General features: G+C 44.0%; 25 protein-coding genes. 17 read left to right on the top strand and 8 right to left on the bottom strand.

Going from position 1 to position 20919, the window contains the following annotated elements:
* Positions 1 to 15: 15 nt before the first annotated feature.
* On the top strand, positions 16 to 1521 hold the full coding sequence (locus GC098_RS22810) for an extracellular solute-binding protein (protein ID WP_171645511.1): 1506 nt from the start codon (positions 16 to 18) through the stop codon (positions 1519 to 1521).
* Positions 1522 to 1559: 38 nt separating this feature from the next.
* Positions 1560 to 3389: a cache domain-containing sensor histidine kinase gene (locus tag GC098_RS22805; protein ID WP_171645510.1), complete on the top strand. Its 1830-nt coding sequence runs from the start codon at positions 1560 to 1562 to the stop codon at positions 3387 to 3389.
* 128 nt (positions 3390 to 3517) lie between these two features.
* Here the strand turns inward: GC098_RS22805 and GC098_RS22800 are convergent, their stop codons facing one another.
* Positions 3518 to 3943: a VOC family protein gene (locus GC098_RS22800; RefSeq protein WP_171645509.1), complete on the bottom strand. Its 426-nt coding sequence runs from the start codon at positions 3941 to 3943 to the stop codon at positions 3518 to 3520.
* Positions 3944 to 4073: 130 nt separating this feature from the next.
* On the opposite strand from GC098_RS22800, the gene GC098_RS22795 reads away from it, so the two are divergent.
* The 3 genes from GC098_RS22795 to GC098_RS22785 all read left to right on the top strand — a co-directional run bounded on the left by GC098_RS22795 (position 4074) and on the right by GC098_RS22785 (position 5941).
* Positions 4074 to 5024, top strand: coding sequence for a helix-turn-helix transcriptional regulator (locus tag GC098_RS22795; RefSeq protein WP_171645508.1), 951 nt, complete (start codon positions 4074 to 4076; stop codon positions 5022 to 5024).
* A 73-nt stretch (positions 5025 to 5097) separates the two neighbouring features.
* On the top strand, positions 5098 to 5430 hold the full coding sequence (locus tag GC098_RS22790) for an ASCH domain-containing protein (RefSeq protein WP_171645507.1): 333 nt from the start codon (positions 5098 to 5100) through the stop codon (positions 5428 to 5430).
* Between the two features lie 40 nt (positions 5431 to 5470).
* On the top strand, positions 5471 to 5941 hold the full coding sequence (locus tag GC098_RS22785; RefSeq protein WP_246358853.1) for a DUF2269 family protein: 471 nt from the start codon (positions 5471 to 5473) through the stop codon (positions 5939 to 5941).
* Positions 5942 to 5946: 5 nt separating this feature from the next.
* Here GC098_RS22785 and GC098_RS22780 read toward each other — a convergent pair whose 3' ends face one another.
* The 3 genes from GC098_RS22780 to GC098_RS22770 all read right to left on the bottom strand — a co-directional run bounded on the left by GC098_RS22780 (position 5947) and on the right by GC098_RS22770 (position 8005).
* Entirely contained in the window at positions 5947 to 6645 is a 699-nt protein-coding gene (locus GC098_RS22780) for a class I SAM-dependent methyltransferase (protein ID WP_171645506.1), read from the bottom strand.
* A 153-nt stretch (positions 6646 to 6798) separates the two neighbouring features.
* Positions 6799 to 7227, bottom strand: a complete 429-nt coding sequence (locus GC098_RS22775; RefSeq protein WP_047677780.1) for a threonine/serine exporter family protein — start codon at positions 7225 to 7227, stop codon at positions 6799 to 6801.
* A gap of 4 nt (positions 7228 to 7231) precedes the next feature.
* A complete protein-coding gene (locus GC098_RS22770; protein WP_171645505.1) occupies positions 7232 to 8005 on the bottom strand; it encodes a threonine/serine exporter family protein in 774 nt (257 codons plus the stop codon).
* Positions 8006 to 8098: 93 nt separating this feature from the next.
* On the opposite strand from GC098_RS22770, the gene GC098_RS22765 reads away from it, so the two are divergent.
* The 9 genes from GC098_RS22765 (at position 8099) to msrB (ending at position 15165) form a co-directional block, all read left to right on the top strand.
* Positions 8099 to 8377, top strand: a complete 279-nt coding sequence (locus GC098_RS22765) for an HAD family hydrolase (RefSeq protein WP_171645602.1) — start codon at positions 8099 to 8101, stop codon at positions 8375 to 8377.
* A 41-nt stretch (positions 8378 to 8418) separates the two neighbouring features.
* Complete coding sequence (locus GC098_RS22760) at positions 8419 to 8967, top strand: DUF1697 domain-containing protein (RefSeq protein ID WP_171645504.1); 549 nt, start codon at positions 8419 to 8421, stop codon at positions 8965 to 8967.
* A gap of 6 nt (positions 8968 to 8973) precedes the next feature.
* A complete protein-coding gene (locus GC098_RS22755; protein ID WP_246358849.1) occupies positions 8974 to 9423 on the top strand; it encodes a DUF6157 family protein in 450 nt (149 codons plus the stop codon).
* A gap of 133 nt (positions 9424 to 9556) precedes the next feature.
* Positions 9557 to 10312, top strand: coding sequence for a DUF2087 domain-containing protein (locus tag GC098_RS22750; protein ID WP_171645503.1), 756 nt, complete (start codon positions 9557 to 9559; stop codon positions 10310 to 10312).
* 35 nt (positions 10313 to 10347) lie between these two features.
* Positions 10348 to 10701: a GIY-YIG nuclease family protein gene (locus GC098_RS22745; protein WP_171645502.1), complete on the top strand. Its 354-nt coding sequence runs from the start codon at positions 10348 to 10350 to the stop codon at positions 10699 to 10701.
* Between the two features lie 49 nt (positions 10702 to 10750).
* Entirely contained in the window at positions 10751 to 11290 is a 540-nt protein-coding gene (gene map, locus GC098_RS22740) for a type I methionyl aminopeptidase (protein ID WP_246358847.1), read from the top strand.
* Positions 11291 to 11703: 413 nt separating this feature from the next.
* Positions 11704 to 12537 (top strand): polysaccharide deacetylase family protein, encoded by an 834-nt coding sequence (locus GC098_RS22735; RefSeq protein ID WP_246358845.1) that lies wholly within the window; start codon positions 11704 to 11706, stop codon positions 12535 to 12537.
* Between the two features lie 603 nt (positions 12538 to 13140).
* Complete coding sequence (locus tag GC098_RS22730) at positions 13141 to 14073, top strand: manganese-dependent inorganic pyrophosphatase (protein ID WP_171645501.1); 933 nt, start codon at positions 13141 to 13143, stop codon at positions 14071 to 14073.
* 108 nt (positions 14074 to 14181) lie between these two features.
* On the top strand, positions 14182 to 15165 hold the full coding sequence (gene msrB, locus GC098_RS22725; RefSeq protein ID WP_171645500.1) for a peptide-methionine (R)-S-oxide reductase MsrB: 984 nt from the start codon (positions 14182 to 14184) through the stop codon (positions 15163 to 15165).
* A 168-nt stretch (positions 15166 to 15333) separates the two neighbouring features.
* Here the strand turns inward: msrB and GC098_RS22720 are convergent, their stop codons facing one another.
* Together GC098_RS22720 and GC098_RS22715 are read right to left on the bottom strand one after the other, a co-directional pair.
* Positions 15334 to 15555, bottom strand: coding sequence for a hypothetical protein (locus tag GC098_RS22720; RefSeq protein WP_171645599.1), 222 nt, complete (start codon positions 15553 to 15555; stop codon positions 15334 to 15336).
* Between the two features lie 76 nt (positions 15556 to 15631).
* On the bottom strand, positions 15632 to 16522 hold the full coding sequence (locus GC098_RS22715) for a cation diffusion facilitator family transporter (RefSeq protein ID WP_171645499.1): 891 nt from the start codon (positions 16520 to 16522) through the stop codon (positions 15632 to 15634).
* Between the two features lie 239 nt (positions 16523 to 16761).
* On the opposite strand from GC098_RS22715, the gene GC098_RS22710 reads away from it, so the two are divergent.
* The 3 genes from GC098_RS22710 (at position 16762) to GC098_RS22700 (ending at position 18868) form a co-directional block, all read left to right on the top strand.
* Entirely contained in the window at positions 16762 to 17403 is a 642-nt protein-coding gene (locus tag GC098_RS22710) for a serine/threonine-protein kinase (RefSeq protein ID WP_171645498.1), read from the top strand.
* Positions 17404 to 17434: 31 nt separating this feature from the next.
* Positions 17435 to 17704, top strand: a complete 270-nt coding sequence (locus GC098_RS22705; protein WP_171645497.1) for an HPr family phosphocarrier protein — start codon at positions 17435 to 17437, stop codon at positions 17702 to 17704.
* A 129-nt stretch (positions 17705 to 17833) separates the two neighbouring features.
* Positions 17834 to 18868 carry a Gfo/Idh/MocA family protein gene (locus tag GC098_RS22700; RefSeq protein ID WP_171645496.1) on the top strand — a complete coding sequence of 345 codons (1035 nt, stop codon included), beginning with the start codon at positions 17834 to 17836 and terminating at the stop codon, positions 18866 to 18868.
* A 599-nt stretch (positions 18869 to 19467) separates the two neighbouring features.
* Here the strand turns inward: GC098_RS22700 and GC098_RS22695 are convergent.
* The gene (locus tag GC098_RS22695; protein WP_171645495.1) at positions 19468 to 20364 is read right to left on the bottom strand and encodes a YitT family protein; all 897 of its coding nucleotides are present in this window, start codon (positions 20362 to 20364) and stop codon (positions 19468 to 19470) included.
* The gene (locus GC098_RS22690) at positions 20339 to 20782 is read right to left on the bottom strand and encodes a hypothetical protein (RefSeq protein WP_171645494.1); all 444 of its coding nucleotides are present in this window, start codon (positions 20780 to 20782) and stop codon (positions 20339 to 20341) included. Before GC098_RS22690 ends, GC098_RS22695 begins: the two co-directional genes overlap by 26 nt.
* Between the last annotated feature and the right edge of the window lie 137 nt (positions 20783 to 20919).

Raw genomic sequence — 20919 nt, 5'->3', positions numbered from 1 at the left:
AGGGGTGGTTGAGTAATGAAAAGAAAAAGAGCGGCCATTCTAGCCTTACTCACGTGCTTCGCTACCTCCGGATGCAGCTTTCCGGAATGGTTAATGAACCAAGATAAAGTTTCGGAAGCTGTACAGGAACCGGTCATACGAATCGTCGTGAACAGCCTAGGCATGAACTTTCCAGAAGGAATGGATGAGAATAACAACCCCTACCTGAACTATATCGAGAGAAACATCGGCGTACAGGTGAATGTGACGCTACCGCCGCTGAATGGATATGATGAAAAGCTAAACGTGATTATGACGTCTGGGGAGCCTCCAGATCTGCTGAACACGAGCAATCCTTCTTGGTTTATCAATTTCGTGAATCAAAAGGCGCTCACGCCTTTGAATGACTATATTGAAAAGTATGGGGCGAACCTGAAAGCCAAAATCCCAAAAGAAGCTTGGGACAACGTAACCGTCAATGGCCAAATATACGCAATACCCAGTCTAAATGAAGTGAAGGGAACTGAAATCGTTTACGCACGAAAAGACTGGCTGGACAAGCTCGGCCTGCAGCCTCCGCGAACAATCGAAGAGTTTACTGCGGTGATGAAAGCTTTCGCCGAAGGAGACCCGGACGGAAACGGAAGGAAGGATACCTTTGGCCTCTCGATCCTGGAGCGTCTCAGGAGAACGTCGCCATTTCTCGGCGCCTTCGGCGTACAAATGAACGCTTGGTATGAGCGGGATGGTAAGTTGGTTTACTCCGGTATCCTCCCAGAAATGAAAGAAGCACTCATTTATCTTCGCAGCTTGTACGACCAGAATATTCTGGACCCGGAGTTCCCGCTCAATAAAATCGATGTACTTGGCGAAAAAGTTGCGACCGGCAGGGTCGGCTTATATTCCGCGGCCTGGTCTGACACACGCACCCACATTGCGGCTAACCGCAAAAACGATCCGAAAGCGGTATGGATCCCGCTTGATTTCCCGGTCGGACCGAACGGTAAACACGGCGTCTACAGTACTTCAAACGTCCGTTCTTACAATGTTGTGCCCGTCAAGAGTCAAAACGCGGAAGCGGTTGTCAAATTTCTCGATTTTATCGCTGGCCCCGGTCAAACAAGCCTGAAGCTCGGTTTTGAAAATGAAATTTGGACCCGAGTGAACGGAAAGCTTTCTATCCGGTTTGATGAACACACGAAGCATGGGTACCGGGGTATCTATGGATCGTTGGTCGATACGGCAGAGCGGGACATAACGCGGGAACGGCTGGAGGGACTCGGCGAGCAATTCCATCTATACGAAAACCTGCAGCGAATCGAAAGCAATCTGATGGAAGATCGGTTTAATGGACCACCAACACCCGCAATGGGCAAGCATAACGTCAAGCTATCCAAGCTGCAAGAAGAGACTTTTACGCGAATCATCGCTGGGTTGAGTCCCGTCGAGGAATTCGATGCCTTTGTGAAGAAATGGAAGGATGCTGGCGGTGATGAAATAACCGGAGAAGTGAACGAGTGGTGGCGAGAAACCGGCAAGTAGCCGGAAAGTGACAGGGCACGAATGGAGGGACCACCAATATGTTAAAAGAAATCCTGCCCAAAGTGCGTAAAATACTGGTCGGTTATATTCAGATTCGGCTAACATGGTACTTTTTACTGATTCTGCTTCCGCTCGCCGGCTTCAGTCTTTTTGCCATCTCAAAATCACAGACGATCTTAGAAGTACAAACGGGTGAGAGGACACAAGGGGCTCTGCATACGATGACGGATTACATCGACCTCACACTGCAGAACCTCGAACAACTCTCATCGCTGATCGCATTCGATATGAACATGAACACGACCCTTCAGTCCGTCGGACAGGAGCCGGAAAAGCAGTCGTTCGTTCATTTTGCACAAGTGATGGACCAGATAACGAACATGACGACGGTCAATTTGATCGTGGACCAAATCTCCATCATCCATATGCCGTCACGTACCGTCATTTCCACTAAACTTGGGGGGCGCAAGCTGCCCGAAGGAGCAGAGAAGCAGGAATGGTACCAGCGTTTAATGGAATCCAGTGGGGGCACGGTTTTTTATACGCCGAAGGAAGGTGAATCTTACTTTGATGCAGACAGCGTTCATCTGATCCGGACGATGGATCCTTATAACAGGACACTCATTAATCCGAATCTGCTCGTGCTTTCCGTCAAAAAAAGCGCCCTAATCGAGTTGGCGAAACCGCTTCTTCCTTCTAAAAATGCGAACATCTATCTTTTTGGCAGCGACGGAAGCTCGATCACTGGCACGGGTGCGAGTGTACATCCTCAAGTCTGGGACACCGTGAACGATGTTAGGTCCATCCGTAAGTCGCAGCAAACCGGTACGGAAATGGTTACAATCAGCGTGAAGTCGAAGTTTTCCGGATGGTCGCTCATGATGGAGCAGCCCTTGGAGGAGCTTCGCAGCCATACCGACTCTCTAAAGGTGTTTAGTTATGGGATTTTAGCCGTCAGTCTGGTACTAGCTGTTTGGATTTCCTGGATCATCTATAGGGGGATTTCCGCCCCGCTGCGGAAGCTAGCTTATGGGATGAAACAGCTCCGTACAGGTAATTTCACGATCCAACTGGAAGATACGCGCGTGGATGAACTGGGATATGTTATCGAATCGTTCAACCGGATGGCTGAGAACCAGAAGACGCTTATTCGTGACCACTATGAGAAGCAGCTTTTACTTTCCAAAATGGAGCTTAAGTTCTTGCAATCGCAAATCAACCCTCATTTTCTTTATAACACATTAGACTCCATCTATTGGACGGCCAAAAACTATGAAGCGGATGAAATCAGCGAAATGGTGCTTAATCTGTCGAAATTTTTCCGGTTAAGCCTAAATAAGGGAAACGAAACGTTTGCGGTCGGGGAGACCATCGAGCATTTGAAATATTACATTAAAGTCCAACAGCTGAGGTTCTTGGATCATTTTACGGTTCGGTACGACATCGCCGAGGAAAGCGCTCCTTATCATGTATTAAAGCTACTCTTACAGCCGCTTGTGGAAAATGCTGTGCTGCACGGTCTGGAAAAACAGAGTGGGGGCGGAGAACTCTTCATTTCCTCGTATTTGGAAGGTAATCGGCTTGTGCTTGAAGTTTGCGACAACGGGGTAGGGGTCAATAACGAAAGGCTCGCCTATATTTGCAGCAAATTAAAGGAAGCATCTAAGCTGGCGGCAGAAGGTATTTCAACAGACCTCAAGAAGGAAAAGGACCTGTTCGGACTGCGAAATGTGGTTACACGGATGATCATGTACTACGGCAAGGAATCGCAATTTCTCTTCGAGAGCGACGGTAAAAATGGGACCCGAATCACGCTCCGCCTACCGCTGGAAAAATGTGTGTCACCTTTAGAAGAGCAGGCGGGCTAAGGGTTTTCGAGAATTCGTTAGACTTTTTTCATTAATATATGAAAACGGCCCATTCGCAGATGAAGCGAACGGAGCCGTTTTTTTTGACATTTTTCCACGGATGAAAATCAGTTACTGTAACAAATATGTTAGCGTTGACGCGCAGTGAAAATTTGAAAGATTACACCGAACTTGTCTATTACCATCCCGTAAGCAGGGCTAAAATGAGTTTCTTGCAAGGGCAAGCTCACTTGTCCGTCTTGTCGTAACGATTCATATAGCTGCTCAGCTTGTTCCTTTTCAGAAGTTGTTATACAGATAGTAACTTGATTGCCAATGGGGTGGGGTTGGCCTGGAAAAGTATCGGAAACCATAAGCTCTGTTTGGCCGACTTTTAAGACCGAATGAGCTATTCGATCTCTTGCATTTTCCGGTATTGATGATTCGGTGGAATCCGGACTCTCTCCAAATGTTTGAATAAAGACAACTTTAGCATCTAATGATTGTACATAAAAATCGATCGCTTCTTTGGCATTTCCGTCCAACATAATAAAAGGTGTTAATTGTAAAATCATGATCAAACAGCTCCCTTAGTTCAAATTTTTATTCTTTCGTTTGATGTCCAGAAATTCTTGTGGGCTCAATGTCAATAATAACTTATAATAGTGACAGTTCTTGTCATAAATATAAAAACGGAGAATTTCTATGCCCAAATCAAAACGACTCCTAGCATTGATGATGACGGTTAACCGAAAAAGGAAGTTTACTGTCAAGGAACTTGCCCAAGAGTTTGAGGTGTCATCGAGAACGATTTTAAGAGATTTACAGGAATTAAGTGAATTAGGGGTTCCCTTGTATTCGGAAGTGGGTCCTCACGGCGGTTATCAGGTGTTGAATGAAAGAATCCTGCCACCCATCGCCTTTAGCGAGGAAGAGGCCATAGCCTTATTTTTTGCCTGTCATGCCCTACGGCATTATGCATACCTTCCCTTTAAAACGGAATCTTCTTCGGCATTGAGCAAGTTTTATAACTACATGTCTGGAGACGTTCGAGATCGTATTGATCAAATGAAGAACCGAGTTGACTTTATAACGCCGTCAAGACATTCGGAATCCCCCTATTTATCCATCTTGCTGGAAGGGGCTATCGATCAAAAAGTTCTTCTCATCGATTATGAATCACGAGAAGGAATCTCTAGTAGGGAAATACAACCGATTGGCATCTATGCAAGCAATGGCTTATGGTACTGTCCAGCTTATTGCTTTCTTCGCGGCGATATTCGCGTATTCCGTTGTGACAGAATGAATTCAGCGGTTACTTCTTCTGCTTCCAAACCGATGGATCTTCGGCATGTTCATCTTGGGAATAGGGAATCACTTATCAAGGCGGAAGAAGAGGAAGTTATTTTATATGTGGAATTAAGCAAAGAAGGTGTCCAGAAGTGCGAGTCTGAATTATGGACGGTAACTAAATTGCATATTAGAAATGATGGCACAGGATGGCTAGATGGTAATATTGCGAAGAGTGACTTCCCGTTTTTCGCTAAGTTTATTCTTGGATTGGGAAATGAGGCGACAGTAAAAAATCCACCGGAATTGGTGGATGCGATGAAAGAGATGATTGCCGAGATCATGGCAAAATATAATTTCGAGTAACAAGATTGCCACGCAGTTCGACAAAGCTTGTGACATTCGTTATAATGAGAACTGCCAAAAGGAGGGAACTAACATGAACGAAACATTGCCACCAAAAACGTGTTCGATCGACCGACTCGTTACGAAAGAAGCTGAAGTTAGCAAAGTACTTGCTGGCGAGAAAACAGCTTGCAGACGTAACGGACGCTATGCAGATATCGGTGAAACGATGGAATTGCAAGGCACTGCGTTTACAGTAACCAACGTTTACCAACAAGCTTTGGGTGAATTGACTGTGGAGCATGCAAAAGCAGAAGGTCATACATCCGTTGATGAGTACCGTGATAGTATTCTAGCTATGCATCCAGGAATGCCATGGCTGCCGCATATGAAAGTATGGGTACATGAATTTCAAAAGGCTGAATAGGTAGGAAAAAAACAGTGTGGATCTAAGGATCTGCACTGTTTTGTTGAATTTTCATATAGAACGGATGATGGTGTTGTCTTGGTACGTACTGCTTTTATATATCCATATATTTAGTGTTGTTTTAAGTATTGGTCCTTATTTTATCCTGTTTCCTTTACTAGCTAGAATTCGTCATGCGCCATTCGAGCAATTGCCAGACTACCTTGAGCCATTTCGCATTACGGTTCGGCTTACCAAGCATGCCGGCCACGTACTTGTTGCGACAGGGATTTTACTCACGTGGTTAACGGCGTGGACGTGGAAAACATCATGGATAATCGTCACGGTCCTCATTATGGTTGCTTCGCTGTACTTTATTGCCCGTGCATTCTCGCCCCTGCTTCGTCAGCTCAAGGCACCACACGAGAATCGAGATTTCTTAGTCAACAAGCTGCGTAAGGCATTAATCTGGTATGTCATTATTACTTTGTCGATGATGTGGTTTATGGTGGCTAAACCGACCCTTTGGTAAAAAGGTTAAACAGCTGTCTTTCTAGCGTACATCACGACGAAATTGAAATATTTGTAGACACAGTCAACGTCAATGAAGCCACAAGTCCGAAGCCAGTTCAGCTGTTGATCGAGGGGAGCCATTTTATCCAGCTTCGTCCTTTCGTAGGCAGCTTGCAGAGCTTCTTGAGTGAGATCAGTGGCTTCTACTTTAGCTACCCAATCAGAGCGGTACAATTGATCGAGGAAAGGGCTGCTGCCTTGGACTTGATCTGCATTAACGAAGACCCCGCCTGGTTTAAGCAGCTTAAAAATCCTTTTATACAGATCTTGCTTAGCCTGATCCTCGAGATGGTGAATGGAGAGCGATGAGATGACGCAATCAAAAGGCTCTGAAGACTCGAATATACTATAATCCTCAGCAATGTAGGTCATCGTGGCTTGGGTTTCTCCAAATCGCCGTTTAGCGATGTCGAGCATGCTTTGTGAGAGATCAATTAACGTTATTTGCGCATTTGGGTATTTGCTAAGTGCATAAGAGGAGAAGAGGCCGGTCCCAGCTCCTAGGTCAAGAATACGTGGAGATGCATGATCGACGTGTACAAGTGAAGTTGCTGTTTGGTAAAAATCATCAAAACAAGGAATCAGTTTTCTCCGCTGGCTATCATATTTCTCAGCAATTTCGTTGAACTTTGTTGTGATTTGCTGGTTTGCTTGCTCGCTCATAGGCTGATCAACTCCATTACATAGATTAGATGAACTTGCTTCCTGGTCTTATTTTATAGGGAAAAGCAGGAAAAATCTAAGATATAAAACCGATCATCTTTATAGGTATAAACTATTAAGCGGGCATGAACTATTACAAATAGTTCAATACGGTCAATGTTTTGTTCGTCGCAACAGCTGATTAAGAACCTCCGAGAAGACTAGTCCGATCGCGATAGCACCAGATAACAGGAAGGCTTTGGCTGCTAGCTGTACGGCCAGATCATAGTGATTGAGAACGACGTTACGCATCGCATCATAGGCTAAGCCCCCTGGAACTAACGGGATGATACCCGATACACTGAATACAATAACAGGTGTTTTGTATATTTTCGCAAAAAATTGACTGATAACGGTTACGAAAAAAGAGGCAATCAACGTGGCCAGGATTGGGTCTAAAGGAATCATTTGAATGGAAACATATAACATCCACCCGCACATCCCCACGAAGCCGCACTGCAAAAGTGTGCCCTTAGGAACGTTGAAAAGAATAGCGAATGCCGCAGTCGCTATGAAACTCGTTAAGAGCTGCTCAATCATCATCATCCTAAATTCCCACCCCGTTATTAAATGAAAGTACAAAAGCAATGCCGGCGCCAATGGCAAAAGCCGTTAAGAAGGCTTCAGCGCCTTTGGAAACCCCAGAAACGAAATGGCCTGCCATTAAGTCGCGTACGGCATTTGTAATAAGAAGCCCCGGAACAAGCGGCATCACAGAGCCAATAATAATGGTATCAAGTGCATGACCAAACCCCACTTTGACAAACAAGAAAGCCATAGTTCCAATGAGTAAGGAAGCCAGAAATTCAGCAAAGAACTTAATCGGCACTAGCCGATTGAAATAGTTAAGGAAGGCTAACCCAGCCCCGCCAGCAACGAATGCAGGCAGGAAATCATGCCATTCTCCTTGGAACATGATTAAGAAACAACCGCTTGCGATAGCAGCGGATAGTATTTGGAACCAAGCGGGATAGCGCATCTGGGCCATATCAATTTCCTCAAGCAGCCGATAAGCTTCTTCGGGCGTTAGTTCCCCTTGGCTGATTCGTCTAGAAATAGCATTCACAACTGTAACTTTACGAAGGTCGGTGGACCTGGCTGAAATACGAATAAGTCTGGTGGTTTGCTCAGGACCATCTATAGAGAAAATGATGCCAGTCGGCGTTACAAAGCTGTGGGAATTAGGTACACCAAAGGCTTCTGCGACGTGAGTCATGGTATCTTCGACACGATAGGTTTCACCACCGTTTTCCAACATGATTTTACCAGCTAGTAAACAAACTTGTGCAATTTCGTAGTTCGTAACAGCAGGATACGCCATGGTTTGTTCACTCCTGAAAAAGTATTTACCAAAAGTATAATATATCACGGATTCCTTTGAAAATCCTAAGATGAACTTGCAACCTGAAACTATATCAATAATCATTATTTTCTCGAATTCAGCCATCCACAAGCGAATAAGCAGAATGGATTGCTTTTGTGGGCAAAGCATGTGGGATGCAGCTCTGCGGATGTCACCGTTTTTGGAGACAATCTGAATGATGTCGGCATGTTTCTAGCGGCAGGTCGCAAGGTTGCCGTTGCCAATGCGCATCCTGAAATTTTGGACATGGCGGATGATATTGTTCAAAGTAATGAAGAAGATGGTGTTGCTGCCTTTATCGAGGCTAGTATGAAAGCAAATAAGCCATAATTGGTGTATAATGGAATTAAAAAATGTTGTGAGGTTAAGCGATGCCGAGGTATATTGCGCTTTTGCGCGGAATTAATGTCAGTGGTCAGAAGATTATTAAGATGGAAAAGCTGCGAAGCATTTTTGAATCCATGGATTATAAAAATGTGATTACGTATATACAAAGCGGTAACGTCATTTTTGATTGTGAGGAAGATGACCCTGCGTTCGTACGTGATCGAATTGTGAGTGAGCTCAAGGTTCAACTTACCTTCGATATTCCTGTCGTCATCCGAACATTAGAGGAATTGCATGAGGTTGTAAAGAACACCCCTTACCAAATAGTCAATGCGGAAGCGAATGAGCAAAGATATGTTACCTTATTATCTCATTCAGCAACCGATGCGGCTATCGCAAAATTAGAAGCCTTACAAAATGAAGTGGACGAGTTCCGCGTCAAAGGGCTCACCGTGTATTTACTCATTCGTAAAAACTACGGAGAATCAAAGTTCAGCAACAATTTTATCGAAAAAAAGCTAGGTGTATCCGCGACAACAAGGAACTGGGAAACCGTAAATAAATTGATTCAACTTGCAGAAGGAGGGAGATAAACCAAGATGGCCTATGATGATGCACATATGAGTTATAAGGATACATTTATACAGGTTTCTGCTGACTGTCCAGTTGAAGTAGGAATTGTTCCTTCCATGAAAAAGGATAGTAAAACCGCTCACTTGATCCAATACGAGCTGCTTTCTCAGAACCCTTACAAATATACCCAAGGCGAGCTTATTTATGAAGTCCATTTGCAACATAAGCAAATCCCTCAGAGTGAAATCGAAACTCGCAGTGATGAAATTCGTAAGGAGCTTTTTTCTAAAAACCACCCTTGTTTAAGAGCATCCATGCTTCCCAAAAAGCACGGTTGGGGTGTCCACTACAATGAAGAAGGCAAAATTGCGATTTACCCCATGGAATCCGAAGCCTACCAGCAATTTGTTGAAGCAGGTACGGGGCGTGAAGAGGGTCCAAAGTTATTATTTGCGATGAGAAATTCTCGCGGGTGAAAGAAATAGGATGAGGAAATAAGGAATCCTTTTAACTGAAAGGGATTCTTTTTTTGTTCCATGGTTTGACATTTTAATAAACAAAACAATATAATATCTAGTATATAACAAACTTTATTAGGAAGTGTTTATTTTGGAAATGTCTGAAATGTTTTGGAAAGCCTCACTCGATGAGTGGAAACGCGGCTATGTTCAGGAAGATGATGGTTACATTTGTTTACTTTGCGGCAAGAGAACGGAAGCGGGAATTATTTATCCCCAGGATGGTGTCTTATATGAGGCAGAGCGTTATCTGAAATGGCATATTGGGCATGCGCATGGATCTGTCTTTCAATATTTTATCGGGTTGGATAAAAAGCTTACAGGTCTGACTGATCATCAGAATAGTTTGCTTCAGCTTTTCTATGAAGGAAAGAGCGATAGTGAAATCCAAAAGGAATTGGGCATTGGCAGTGCCTCAACAATCAGGAATCATCGATTTGGATTGAAGGAGAAAGAGCGCCAAGCCAAGATTTTTGTGACGATGATGGAGCTGTTGAAAGAGAAGGACCAGCATGCGCCAGCTTTTGTAGAGATTCATAAATCGGCCAAGATGGTGGATGAACGATACAATATTACGGAAGATGAGTACGAGAAGATCGTTAACAAGTATTTCCCTGATGGCACGTCAGGTGAACTAGTTTCATTTTCACAACAAGAAAAGCATAAAGTCGTTGTGCTGCGTGAAATTGCCAAACGATTCGAACAGGATCGCTATTATGGAGAAAAGGAAGTAAACGAGATGATCAAGCCAGTCTTTCACGACTATGCCAAAATACGCAGATATTTGATTGAATATGGCTTTCTCGATCGACAACCAGACGGAAGTCAATATTGGCTGAAAGGATGACTATGAACAACATGAATAAAAAGGAGACCAACGAGATGAATCGTAGACAAGAGCTGCAGCAGCAATATAAGGAAACGAAGAAGGAAGCCGGTGTATTTCAAGTCCGGAATACGATTAATGGAAAGTTGTGGGTTATAAGCACGAAGAATTTAAAATCTATGAATGGGAAGCTAATGGAACTACAAATGGGCACACATCGGAACCAGTTTCTTCAAAAGGATTGGAACGAGTTTGGTGGCGATGCCTTTGTGCTTGAGGTTCTAGAAGTGCTCAAAGTAAAGGAGACCGGTTACTTCGACGAAAACGATGCGCTGAAAAAGCTGGAAGAGAAGTGGCTTGAGGAGTTACAGCCATATGAGGATCGCGGTTATAATAAGCGGAAGGCTTAAGAGCAAATTGTCGATTTAGTTAATAAACTTACGGTCATGAAATACGATTATGGAAATGAAACGTAATGCACGTGTCGGAATGACGACCCAGGAGCTAGATCATATGGGTGGTCTGTTTTTGAAAAGCCGTGGTGCTGTATCTGCACCCAAAAAAATGCTTAACTTTCCAGGCAATACATGTATTAGCATTAATAGAGAAGTAGCTCATGGTATACCAAGTGATAGAAAAATTCAAAAGGGTGACTTGATAAACGTCGACGTTTGTGCTGAAATGAATGGTTATATTGCGGATTCGGGGCATTCTTTTCAAATGCCTCCATACGACTTATCTGTAACTCGTCTCTGCCAATATACTCACGATACAATGATGAAAGTCATAAATTCACTTAAACACGGAGTAAAGTTGAACGAAATAGGGAGAATCATCCAAATAGAAGCTGAAAAAGGTGGTTACAAAGTAGTCAAAAATTTGTGCAGCCACGGTGTGGGAAGATCCATACACGAATCCCCAGAGATTCTTCCATTTTATAACAAACATGATAAACGTATTTTGAAAGAAGGTTTAGTCATTTCTATCAACAAGCGCTGATTATGTTGTTGAGCAGGCGGATGGATGGACGCTAAGTGTTCCTAACCATAGTTTTGTAGCGCAGCATGAGCATACTATAATTATTACAAAGAACCAGCCCATCATCGTGACTGTAGCCTAAATATATTTATTAAACGGGAAAAGTTATTTGAAAAATCATAAGAAAAAGCTACCGATGATTTAACCGGTAGCCTTTTTGTTTATCTCACGGGGAGACGTGATGCATACTAAACATAGGGGACGGAGAGGCTGTAAATACATGTGAGGAAACTTATACGATTTCAATTCGAGTTATAGGATGTGTGAGATATAAGCGAGGCATGATATACCACATAAATCAAATGTGCGGAGTATGAGATGAATGAGATTTAAGTGAAGTATGAGAAGTATGACATGAATCGGATGTGCGAATTATGAATGATATGAGAACTAAGAGTCATCTGCAAAGAGCGCCAAGACTCGCACTCGTCTTCGCGCTTACGCTGCACTTGCTGGCATGCTTCGTGCCAGCAGCAGCTCGAGCATCCGCCTCCCGAGTAGCGGCGGATGAGCAGCAGCACGGGATCGCGATTCCCGTGCTGAACTACCACAGCATCGGGGTGGAGCCAGGGAACACGTACGTGCTCCACCCCGATATGCTCGCGCGCCAAATGGACTATTTGGCTGCGCATCACTACACCCCGTTGACGCTGGGCGACTTCGCGCGCATCATCGAGAAGAAACAGCCGTCACCGGAGAGGCCCGTGCTGCTCACGTTCGATGACGGCTACGCGAACAATGCTGAGGTGGCGATGCCGATCCTCCAGCGGCACGGCTTTCCGGCGACGCTGTTCCTGTCGCCAGGATTCATTGGCCAGCCAGGATACTTGAGCTGGCCACAAGTGAAAGAGCTGAGCGCGGCGGGGTGGGACATAGCGCCGCATAGCATGACACATCCGCATCTCCCACAGCTCAGCATTGAACAGCAGCGCGAGGAGATCACGGAATCGCGCCGACGTATTGAGCAGGCGCTTGGGAGGAGCGCAGATGTTTTTGCTTATCCGTTTGGCGAGTACAACGAGGATACGTTGAAGATCTTAAAAAACGAGGCATTCCGCTATGCCTTCACAACGAAGGAAGGGGATGCTTCGCCAAACCAGTCGCCATATGAACTAAGTCGAATTGTCGTTCTTGGCGAAGATGATTTTGCTACATGGGTTCAGAAGCTTTCAAATTTCGGGAAGAAGGAACTAAAGGTACCCACTTAGAGTCAATAAGTCTAGTCGCCTTGTCTCGTTTCCAATCTAACTAGACTGTATTGGTATAACGTAGAGCCGAAGGCGTTTGTTTTAAATCGTGAAGGTGAATTTGTAGAGTGTGGTTTTGTTTCCGGTTAGAAGGAGAAAGAGAATTAGGAAGCCAGTTTGACAGCCTATTCTTGAATTTTTTGAGGTGATGTTGTACATCGTACAACAATTCTCGTGAGTTTCTCCTCACATAGCTGTGAATGTTGTATGCAGTACAACAATTAAGCCTTATTTCCTTCTATGGAGCTACTTTTGGGAGAAAAAGTTGTAATTTATGCAACAATCGCGTGGTATTCACGGAATTTCTTGCCTATTGTTGTACAAAATACAACAACTTGAACCAAACATTATTTTGAACTAAACATTGCTTGAGCCAATCATTATTTGAATCAACTATAACCCTTTTACTACTGGGATCAACATCCCTTACCAAACCAGTTTCAGTCCATTTTTTTAATTCACACTAAAGCTTTTGGTTTTAGTGGATTTAACGAGATTTTTTAGTATAATCGTAAATAGAGATTATATGCTCTAACTACACTATATCGGTTAAGGAGTCGTACAATGTCAAAAACACTAATTTTCGGACATAAAAATCCGGACACTGATTCAATCACATCAGCAATTGCTTATGCTGCACTGAAAACGAAATTAGGCCAAGAGGTTGAGGCTGTTCGTCTTGGCAGCGTGAATGGTGAAACTCAATATGCTTTGGATACTTTTAAAGTTGCAGCGCCTCGTCAAGTTGAGACTGTAGCGAATGAAGCAGCTAATGTCATCTTGGTAGACCATGTTGAACGTCAACAAAGTGCTTCAGACATCGATCAAGTACGTGTTGTGGAAGTCATTGACCACCACCGTATTGCTAACTTCGAGACTAGCCACCCGCTTTACTACCGCGCAGAGCCAGTTGGTTGCACAGCGACCATCCTAAATAAATTGTACAAAGAAAACGGAGTTTCCATCGACAAAGACATCGCAGGTTTGATGCTTTCAGCTATCATTTCAGATTCCTTGTTGTTCAAATCCCCTACTTGCACAGAGCAAGATGTTGCCGCTGCTCGTGAACTTGCTGCAATTGCTGGCGTTGACGCTGAGACTTATGGTCTGGAAATGTTGAAAGCCGGAGCAGATCTAAGTGACAAAACTGTTGCACAATTGATTTCTTTGGACGCAAAAGAATTCCAAATGGGCAGCTACAAAGCTGAAATCGCACAAGTGAATGCGGTTGATGTTAATGATGTTCTTTCCCAACAAGCTGAAATTGAATCCGCGCTTAATGCCATCATCGCTGAGAAAAACCTGGACTTGTTCTTGTTTGTTGTTACAGACATTCTTAACAATGATTCCGTTGGTCTTGCTCTTGGACGCAAAGCTGATGCTGTAGAGAAAGCTTACAACGTTACACTTGTAGACAACAAAGCGCTGCTCAAGGGCGTAGTTTCACGTAAATCTCAAATCGTTCCTGTTCTTACGGATATCTTCAACAACCTGTAGGAATCAGCTTTATTACGAAGACACCGTTCTGGATGAACGGTGTCTTTTGGTTGTTCGGTCATTTTTTGGTATGATAGAAGGGATTCGAAAGGAAGAGGTGATGTAGAAATGGTTGATAACATTCAACAAGGCAATTATGAAAAGGCAACTTTTGCTGGTGGATGTTTCTGGTGTATGGTTACACCATTTGAGGAACTGCCAGGTATTATATCCGTTGTGTCAGGTTATATTGGCGGTCACACAAGCAATCCAACTTACAAGGAAGTATGCTCGGAAACAACAGGACATGCAGAAGCGGTTCAAATTACATTTGACCCCGAACTATACCCTTATGATAAATTACTTGATACATTTTGGCGTCAGATTGATCCCACGGATGCAGGAGGTCAGTTCCATGACCGCGGATCGTCTTACCGGACTGGGATTTTTGCCCATAGTGACGAGCAGAAAGAGAAAGCGGAAGCTTCCAAGCAAGCACTTCAGGATAGCGGTCGATTCGATCGGCCTCTCGTGACGGAGATTGTTCGGATTGATGCTGAAGCCTTTTATCCCGGTGAAGATTATCATCAGGACTATCATCACAAAAATCCGCAGCATTACAAGGCCTACCGCAAAGGATCAGGACGTGATTCCTATATTGAGAAGCATTGGAACACAGCCAAGGATAAAGCGGAACGTAAGCAAAAATTAACACCGATTCAATTTGAAGTAACGCAAAATAATGGGACAGAGCGGCCATTTGAGAATGAGTTCTGGGACTCTCATGAGAAGGGCATGTATGTGGACATCGTTTCGGGCGAGCCATTATTCAGTTCTTATGACAAATTTGATTCGGGCTGTGGCTGGCCTAGCTTCACGAAACCCGTCTTTGAAGGAAGTGTGAAAGAGAAAACAGACACTAGTCATTTCATGGTGCGTACAGAGGTGCGAAGTCATGAAGCTGATTCCCACTTAGGTCACGTATTTAATGATGGTCCAGGGCCTAATGGTCTCAGATACTGCATTAATTCAGCTGCACTTCGGTTTATTCCGTTAGCTGATCTGGAGAAGGAAGGCTACGGCGCTTATCTTCGTTTTTTTGAAGAGAAGTAAGATCTTTCAAGTGAGATTTACAAAAAAGACGCTAATCAGGATGAAGATCCTGGCTAGCGTCTTTTTGAGTAGATAAGAAAGTATAAGTTTTATACTTTTGCTTCGCATCTACCTTGACAAACGCGCTCGTCCCAGAAGGACGACGGAGTCGTTTATCCTTGGTTACGTTTACGTGGATGTACGGTTAACTACATAGAGAATCAGCGCAAGCACTCCAAGGGCAATCGCAACAACATAGAAGAACGTAAGTCGAGACCAATTGCCTTTGGTTTTGTTGTCATATTCGGGATTGCCGTCTTTATTTGTTCGAGAGTTACCAATGATCACTGTAAATAAGACTGCCGCTATTAATATGACAGAAAAGATTAAATAATAAGCATTGCTTGACATCACAGCACCGCTTTCTGTTATTTTCGTGTTGTTGAGCCCATTATATACTTATTTTAATAAAATGAAAAATGGACAGTCATTCTTTGTACCAAGGGTTCAAATGGATAAGGACTTCATCTACGTCACCATGCTGTTCCATAATGGATTTCTTGATAGCACGGGAGATATCATGACCTTGTTGGACCGTGAGCTCACCTGGAATAGCAACTCTGGCATCCACTAAAATGTAATGACCGTGTTCCCTTGCGCGAATACGATCAATTCGTTTAACCTGTGGAACCGATTGGATTAACTGCGTATACTGAAGCAGCTTTTGTTGATCCACCGTTTTCTCCATCAGGACGTCAAAGGCTTCCTTGCCCATTTCCACAGCTAATCTTAAAACTAATAATGAAACGATAATTCCCGCCGCTGCATCTCCGTAAGATAACCAGTGAATGTTATAAGTTTTACCAACAAATGCCAATCCAATTCCAATAACTGCCGCCAGTGAGGCATAAACATCGGCCAAGTGATCCTTGGCAGTAGCAATCAGCCCTTTACTGTTCGTTCTGCTGCCAATCCGCATCGTATACGCATAGAGGACGTATTTCCAAACCATAGAGAGAGCTGCTGCAATAAAGGCAATTAAGCTTGGTTTTAAAGGTTCGTGGAAAAATGCGGCTGTTGAATGATAGGCAATATAAATGGCTGCTAGCGCAAGGATAAAAGCTACAAATCCAGAACCTAACACCTCTGCTTTGCCATGGCCATAGGGGTGGTCTTCATCGGCTGGAAGCTTGGAAATTTGCATCGCGCTGAGTGCTGCGATCGTGGCAATAATATCACCTGCGTTATGAACCCCGTCTGCTAATAAAACCTCACTGTGAAACAGTAAACCTATCACGATTTTCATTGCGGTGAGAATAATATTGCTGATGAGGGATAGCCATATTGCCCAGAAAGATGATTTGTTGTTGTCGTACATCAATGATGACCTCCTCCAGAAGTGTTTCCCCAAGGAAAAAAAATCCCTTGACCAAGGGTCAAGGGATTAGCTTCATTTTTATATGGGAATCTAGCAAATCATTATAATAGGGCATATTCAACACTTCACTTTACACAAATATCTTTGTATAATACCACACATAGCAGCAATTAACAAACCATGATTCCGTAACCTGCACGTAGGATGAGAATTGATGGGAGGGGAGCAGAAATAGAAGTATGTTAAAGCCTTGGCTGATTGAAATTGAACATCAATTGCTTCCGAATTTGGAGCTTTACAGTGAACAACCTTATGATCCCATTGTCGTACACTATATACCTAAGCCATGGAAGGTAGTTGGTTCTGGTAATTATGCAGCTGTACTCTCACATCCGAATTATCCCGAGGTTGTGGTTAAAGTATATGCGCCAGGCAGACCGGGAATCCAAGAGGAAACAGAAGTTTATCGACGTCTAGGAAAACATCCCGCATTTTCAGAATGCATGCATGCAGGGGACAATTATTTGGTTCTGCGCCGTTTGACCGGAGTTACTTTATACAAATGCTTACATCGAGGGCTTCCGATTCCACGAGAGGTCATTACAGACATAGATGAAGCACTTGATTACGCAGTAAGTAGAGGTCTAAACCCACATGACGTACATGGGAAAAATGTGATGATGAATGATGGCAGAGGATTAGTAGTCGACGTGTCTGACTTTATGAAAAGCGAATATTGTCCGATGTGGGACGATTTAAAAAGCGCCTATGACCGTTTCTATTATCCTTGGGTGCGTAAAATGCCCATTCCCGACTTTGCTTTGAATGTTGTTAGGAGAAGTTATCGCAAATGGAAGAAATATCGCAGGAAAAGCAACTGAACCGAAATTTATTTAAAAGGAAGGTTCATATATGAGAGTACATGAATTTGAGATCCATTCAGATTTACAACGAGGCGATTTATCGGCCATCTCTGTAAAATCTTCTCATTTTATTTCGGACATTACAATAGACTTCGATCTTGATAAAAAGCACCATATTGTGGATGTAAAAAGTCTTTTGGGCATGCTTCTAGTCCCGATCAAAGCTGGAACAACACTTCGTTTGCTCACAAAAGGCAAAGATGAGGAAGAGGCTATGCACTTTATGTTTGATTTGTTTGAGCCATACCGAGGGGATTAATTACTGGGCACAATATTTGACCCTATTCTCACAAGATTGGATAGAGAATATCCCAAAGAAAAGGGATAAAATAAAGCGTAATAAGGCAGCTATACGCAATTTAGGGATGATATTGGAGGAATGTGCGAGATGAGTAAGTATCACATCGTGGTCGTTGGTTGCGGCAGTATGGCGAATGTATGGGTCGAGTATATGTTAAAACGTGAGGATAGCGACATTGTCGCGCTTGTTGATATTAAGACGGAATTCGCACAAGCCATGGCTGACCGCCATGGTCTTACCTGCGGCGTATATACCAATCTGGAGCAAGCTATTCAGGAAAGCGGTGCTAATCTGGTGCTGGACATCACGATTCCGTCCAGCCATTTCCAGGTGTGCGGTACAGCACTCCGGCTTGGATGTGACATCTTCGGTGAGAAGCCGATGGCCGCCACAATGGCGGAAGCGCGGGAGCTAGTGCAGCTGGCGGAGCGGACGGGAAGATCCTTCTCCGTCATGCAGAACCGTCGCTACGACGCGAACATCCGCGCGCTGCGGGAGATCATTAACGCGGGCACGATCGGCCGCGTTGGTTATGTCGGCGCCGATTTCTTCTTGGGGCCGCATTTTGGGGGCTTTCGCGAGGCGATGGAAAGCCCGCTTATTCTAGACATGGCGATCCATACTTTCGATCAGGCTCGGTTTATTACTGGGGCAGACCCCGTTTCGGTGTACTGCCAGGAATTCAACCCGCCCGGCTCGTGGTACGCCGGAAATGCCTCTGCCATCTGCATCTATGAGATGTCAGACGGCACTGTGTTCTGTTACCGCGGCTCCTGGTGCGCGGAAGGGGCGCCGACCTCATGGGAGGCGGCTTGGCGTGTGACCGGCGAGCAGGGCACCGCTCTCTGGGACGGAAGCGGCGCACCGTCCGCCGAGATCGTCGCCGCCGGCGATCAAGCCGGCAAGTTCATCCGCGACTACACGAGAGTGGACGCGGATGTGAACTGGCCCGGCCGCAGTGGCCACGCCGGCTGTCTGGACGAGATGTTCGCGGCGCTGGAAGAAGGCCGCCGCGCGGAGACGGACTGCCGCGACAACATCAAGAGCATGGCGATGGTCCTTGGCGCACTCGAAAGTGCAAAGCTTGGCCAGAAAGTTGATCTGAGGAACTACTGGAACTAGGACGCGTGGGTGATGATGCTGTAAGGAAACAAGGGTAACTTGTTGATTTGTTGATTTATGCGTTTCCCCTGGCTACGGCAGAGTCCTTCTACCACAGCAGTTACTCCGGCTATTATAGGATATGCACCACTTCGCTCAACGCTTGGGACAAAGATGTACAGAATTAGCTACTCCAAGTAATTAATGCAACTAAGTGAGTTCATATAGGATGATTTGCAACAAAATGGAGAGACATCAACCAACAAGATGCAAAATGTGCAGCAAATCTCAGATTTTTTTATATATTGAGGAGTTTATATGCATTTGGTACATCCAATTTCCATATTTCAAGCCGAAATGGGCTAAATACTTCGAATTAGCTGCACTTTTTGCAGGTTCTCTCGCGAAATTCCCGGTTTGGACAAAATTTGCTGCACTTTTTGCATCAACCTGAGACCTAGAGGCAACCTTGGTTTTACATTGCTCGCATTGTTACTTTTGGCAGCTCAGTAATGCCAAATCCGGCTATATCCTCTTTAAGGCCATAGTCCAATCGTGCAAAAAATCAAAGAAGAGGTTAAACAGAAAGCTCTGTTTAACCTCTTCTTTGTCATTTCCCTTTAATGAATATCTTTCTTTTTAAATCTTCCGCCTTTTACATCATGGATATTACCAATGGCGAGGAAAGCTTTGGGATCCAATTCGTCCAAGATGGACTTCAGCTTGGCTTCTTCTAGACGAGTGATGACGCTGAAGATCACTTTTTTTTCATCCCCTGTAAATGCGCCTTCGCCCTTAAGGTAAGTCACGCCGCGGCCAAGTCGGAACGTTATAGTTTCCCCAATTTTTTCGGATTCATCGCTGATAATCCATACAGCTTTGGATTGATCCAGGCCTTCGATGGTGATATCAATCATTTTGAAAGCAATGTAATACGCAATGAGCGAGTACATCGCATGATCCCAACCAAAGACAAAGCCTGCGCTTGCGAGAATAAAGAAGTTGAAAAACATCACGATTTCGCCGACCGAGAATGGCGATTTTTTACTAAATACAATGGCTACAATTTCTGTTCCATCGAGCGAACCGCCTGAGCGAATTACTAATCCTACACCGATACCAAGTATGATTCCACCGAAAACTGCGGCCAGCAAAGGATCAATCGTAATCGCTTGTACCGGATGCAGTAGGGAGGTTCCTATGGACATAAGGACAACAGAGAACAAGGTAGAAATGGCAAATGTTTTGCCGATTTGTTTATAACCTAAAAGTAAGAAGGGTAAATTCAAAATAACGAGAAATACGCCTAATGGGATTTTTGTCAAATGAGAGAGGATGATTGAAATCCCTACAACGCCGCCATCAATAATATTGTTGGGGACTAAGAAAATTTCTAAACCAATAGAAAATAAGGCAGATCCGACGATCATGAAAAAAATTCTACGTATAAATTTAATGCGGGTTATTTTTTGATGTTGGGAGCGTGCTTGTTCAGCTCCAGCTGATAAGTTTGACATGATGGGTTCCTCTTTTCCAAATTTCATTTCGTTGGGTTCTAATGAAAAATGAAGGAATGAGGCCCGTGTAACCCGATATGAATTTAAGAAAAGCTAATAAGATACCTTTTAATCTCTCCCATATTTTAGATAATATAAAAACAATAAAAACGACAAATACGGTCATCTCATATTGTTTGTCATAATCTTCGTGTCTCTGAATCTGGTCTTCGTTAGCTCGTATTGTTTCTCTGGTAGGCGGTTGATCTTGAACGGTTAAGACATGGGTCGTATTGGATAGAACGAGTATATCGGTATCAGTAGAATAGTGATGTGAAATTGGCGGTGTCAAAGGAAACACGAACAGCCCAAGAATGATCCAGACCAAAATCGTCCATTGCCATTTATGTTTAAAATGATGCAGGAGCATTCCCTCCAATCATGATTTGCAACCAAATTTGCTTGAATTGTAGCACTTCAGTCCCACTGAGTCAAACCTGAAAGCGCATCCTTTTTTATTTTCAAAACATGCACAGCGTGATAAGATTGGAGTGTATTTCTAAAGTCATTATTGTA

It is taken from the genome of Paenibacillus phytorum, assembly GCF_013141715.1.
GTDB classification, from domain to species: domain Bacteria; phylum Bacillota; class Bacilli; order Paenibacillales; family NBRC-103111; genus Paenibacillus_E; species Paenibacillus_E phytorum.
Note: the sequence above shows the minus strand (reverse complement) of the source record. Positions and strands in the feature narration are given on the sequence as shown.

Coding starts and splice junctions, on each gene's coding strand:
- GC098_RS22810 (WP_171645511.1), top strand. CDS start 16: ATGAAAAGAAAAAGAGCGGCCATTCTAGCCTTACTCACGTGCTTCGCT.
- GC098_RS22805 (WP_171645510.1), top strand. CDS start 1,560: ATGTTAAAAGAAATCCTGCCCAAAGTGCGTAAAATACTGGTCGGTTAT.
- GC098_RS22800 (WP_171645509.1), bottom strand. CDS start 3,943: ATGATTTTACAATTAACACCTTTTATTATGTTGGACGGAAATGCCAAA.
- GC098_RS22795 (WP_171645508.1), top strand. CDS start 4,074: ATGCCCAAATCAAAACGACTCCTAGCATTGATGATGACGGTTAACCGA.
- GC098_RS22790 (WP_171645507.1), top strand. CDS start 5,098: ATGAACGAAACATTGCCACCAAAAACGTGTTCGATCGACCGACTCGTT.
- GC098_RS22780 (WP_171645506.1), bottom strand. CDS start 6,645: ATGAGCGAGCAAGCAAACCAGCAAATCACAACAAAGTTCAACGAAATT.
- GC098_RS22775 (WP_047677780.1), bottom strand. CDS start 7,227: ATGATGATTGAGCAGCTCTTAACGAGTTTCATAGCGACTGCGGCATTC.
- GC098_RS22770 (WP_171645505.1), bottom strand. CDS start 8,005: ATGGCGTATCCTGCTGTTACGAACTACGAAATTGCACAAGTTTGTTTA.
- GC098_RS22760 (WP_171645504.1), top strand. CDS start 8,419: ATGCCGAGGTATATTGCGCTTTTGCGCGGAATTAATGTCAGTGGTCAG.
- GC098_RS22755 (WP_246358849.1), top strand. CDS start 8,974: ATGGCCTATGATGATGCACATATGAGTTATAAGGATACATTTATACAG.
- GC098_RS22745 (WP_171645502.1), top strand. CDS start 10,348: ATGAATCGTAGACAAGAGCTGCAGCAGCAATATAAGGAAACGAAGAAG.
- map (WP_246358847.1), top strand. CDS start 10,751: ATGGAAATGAAACGTAATGCACGTGTCGGAATGACGACCCAGGAGCTA.
- GC098_RS22735 (WP_246358845.1), top strand. CDS start 11,704: ATGAATGATATGAGAACTAAGAGTCATCTGCAAAGAGCGCCAAGACTC.
- GC098_RS22730 (WP_171645501.1), top strand. CDS start 13,141: ATGTCAAAAACACTAATTTTCGGACATAAAAATCCGGACACTGATTCA.
- msrB (WP_171645500.1), top strand. CDS start 14,182: ATGGTTGATAACATTCAACAAGGCAATTATGAAAAGGCAACTTTTGCT.
- GC098_RS22720 (WP_171645599.1), bottom strand. CDS start 15,555: ATGTCAAGCAATGCTTATTATTTAATCTTTTCTGTCATATTAATAGCG.
- GC098_RS22715 (WP_171645499.1), bottom strand. CDS start 16,522: ATGTACGACAACAACAAATCATCTTTCTGGGCAATATGGCTATCCCTC.
- GC098_RS22710 (WP_171645498.1), top strand. CDS start 16,762: ATGTTAAAGCCTTGGCTGATTGAAATTGAACATCAATTGCTTCCGAAT.
- GC098_RS22705 (WP_171645497.1), top strand. CDS start 17,435: ATGAGAGTACATGAATTTGAGATCCATTCAGATTTACAACGAGGCGAT.
- GC098_RS22700 (WP_171645496.1), top strand. CDS start 17,834: ATGAGTAAGTATCACATCGTGGTCGTTGGTTGCGGCAGTATGGCGAAT.
- GC098_RS22695 (WP_171645495.1), bottom strand. CDS start 20,364: ATGTCAAACTTATCAGCTGGAGCTGAACAAGCACGCTCCCAACATCAA.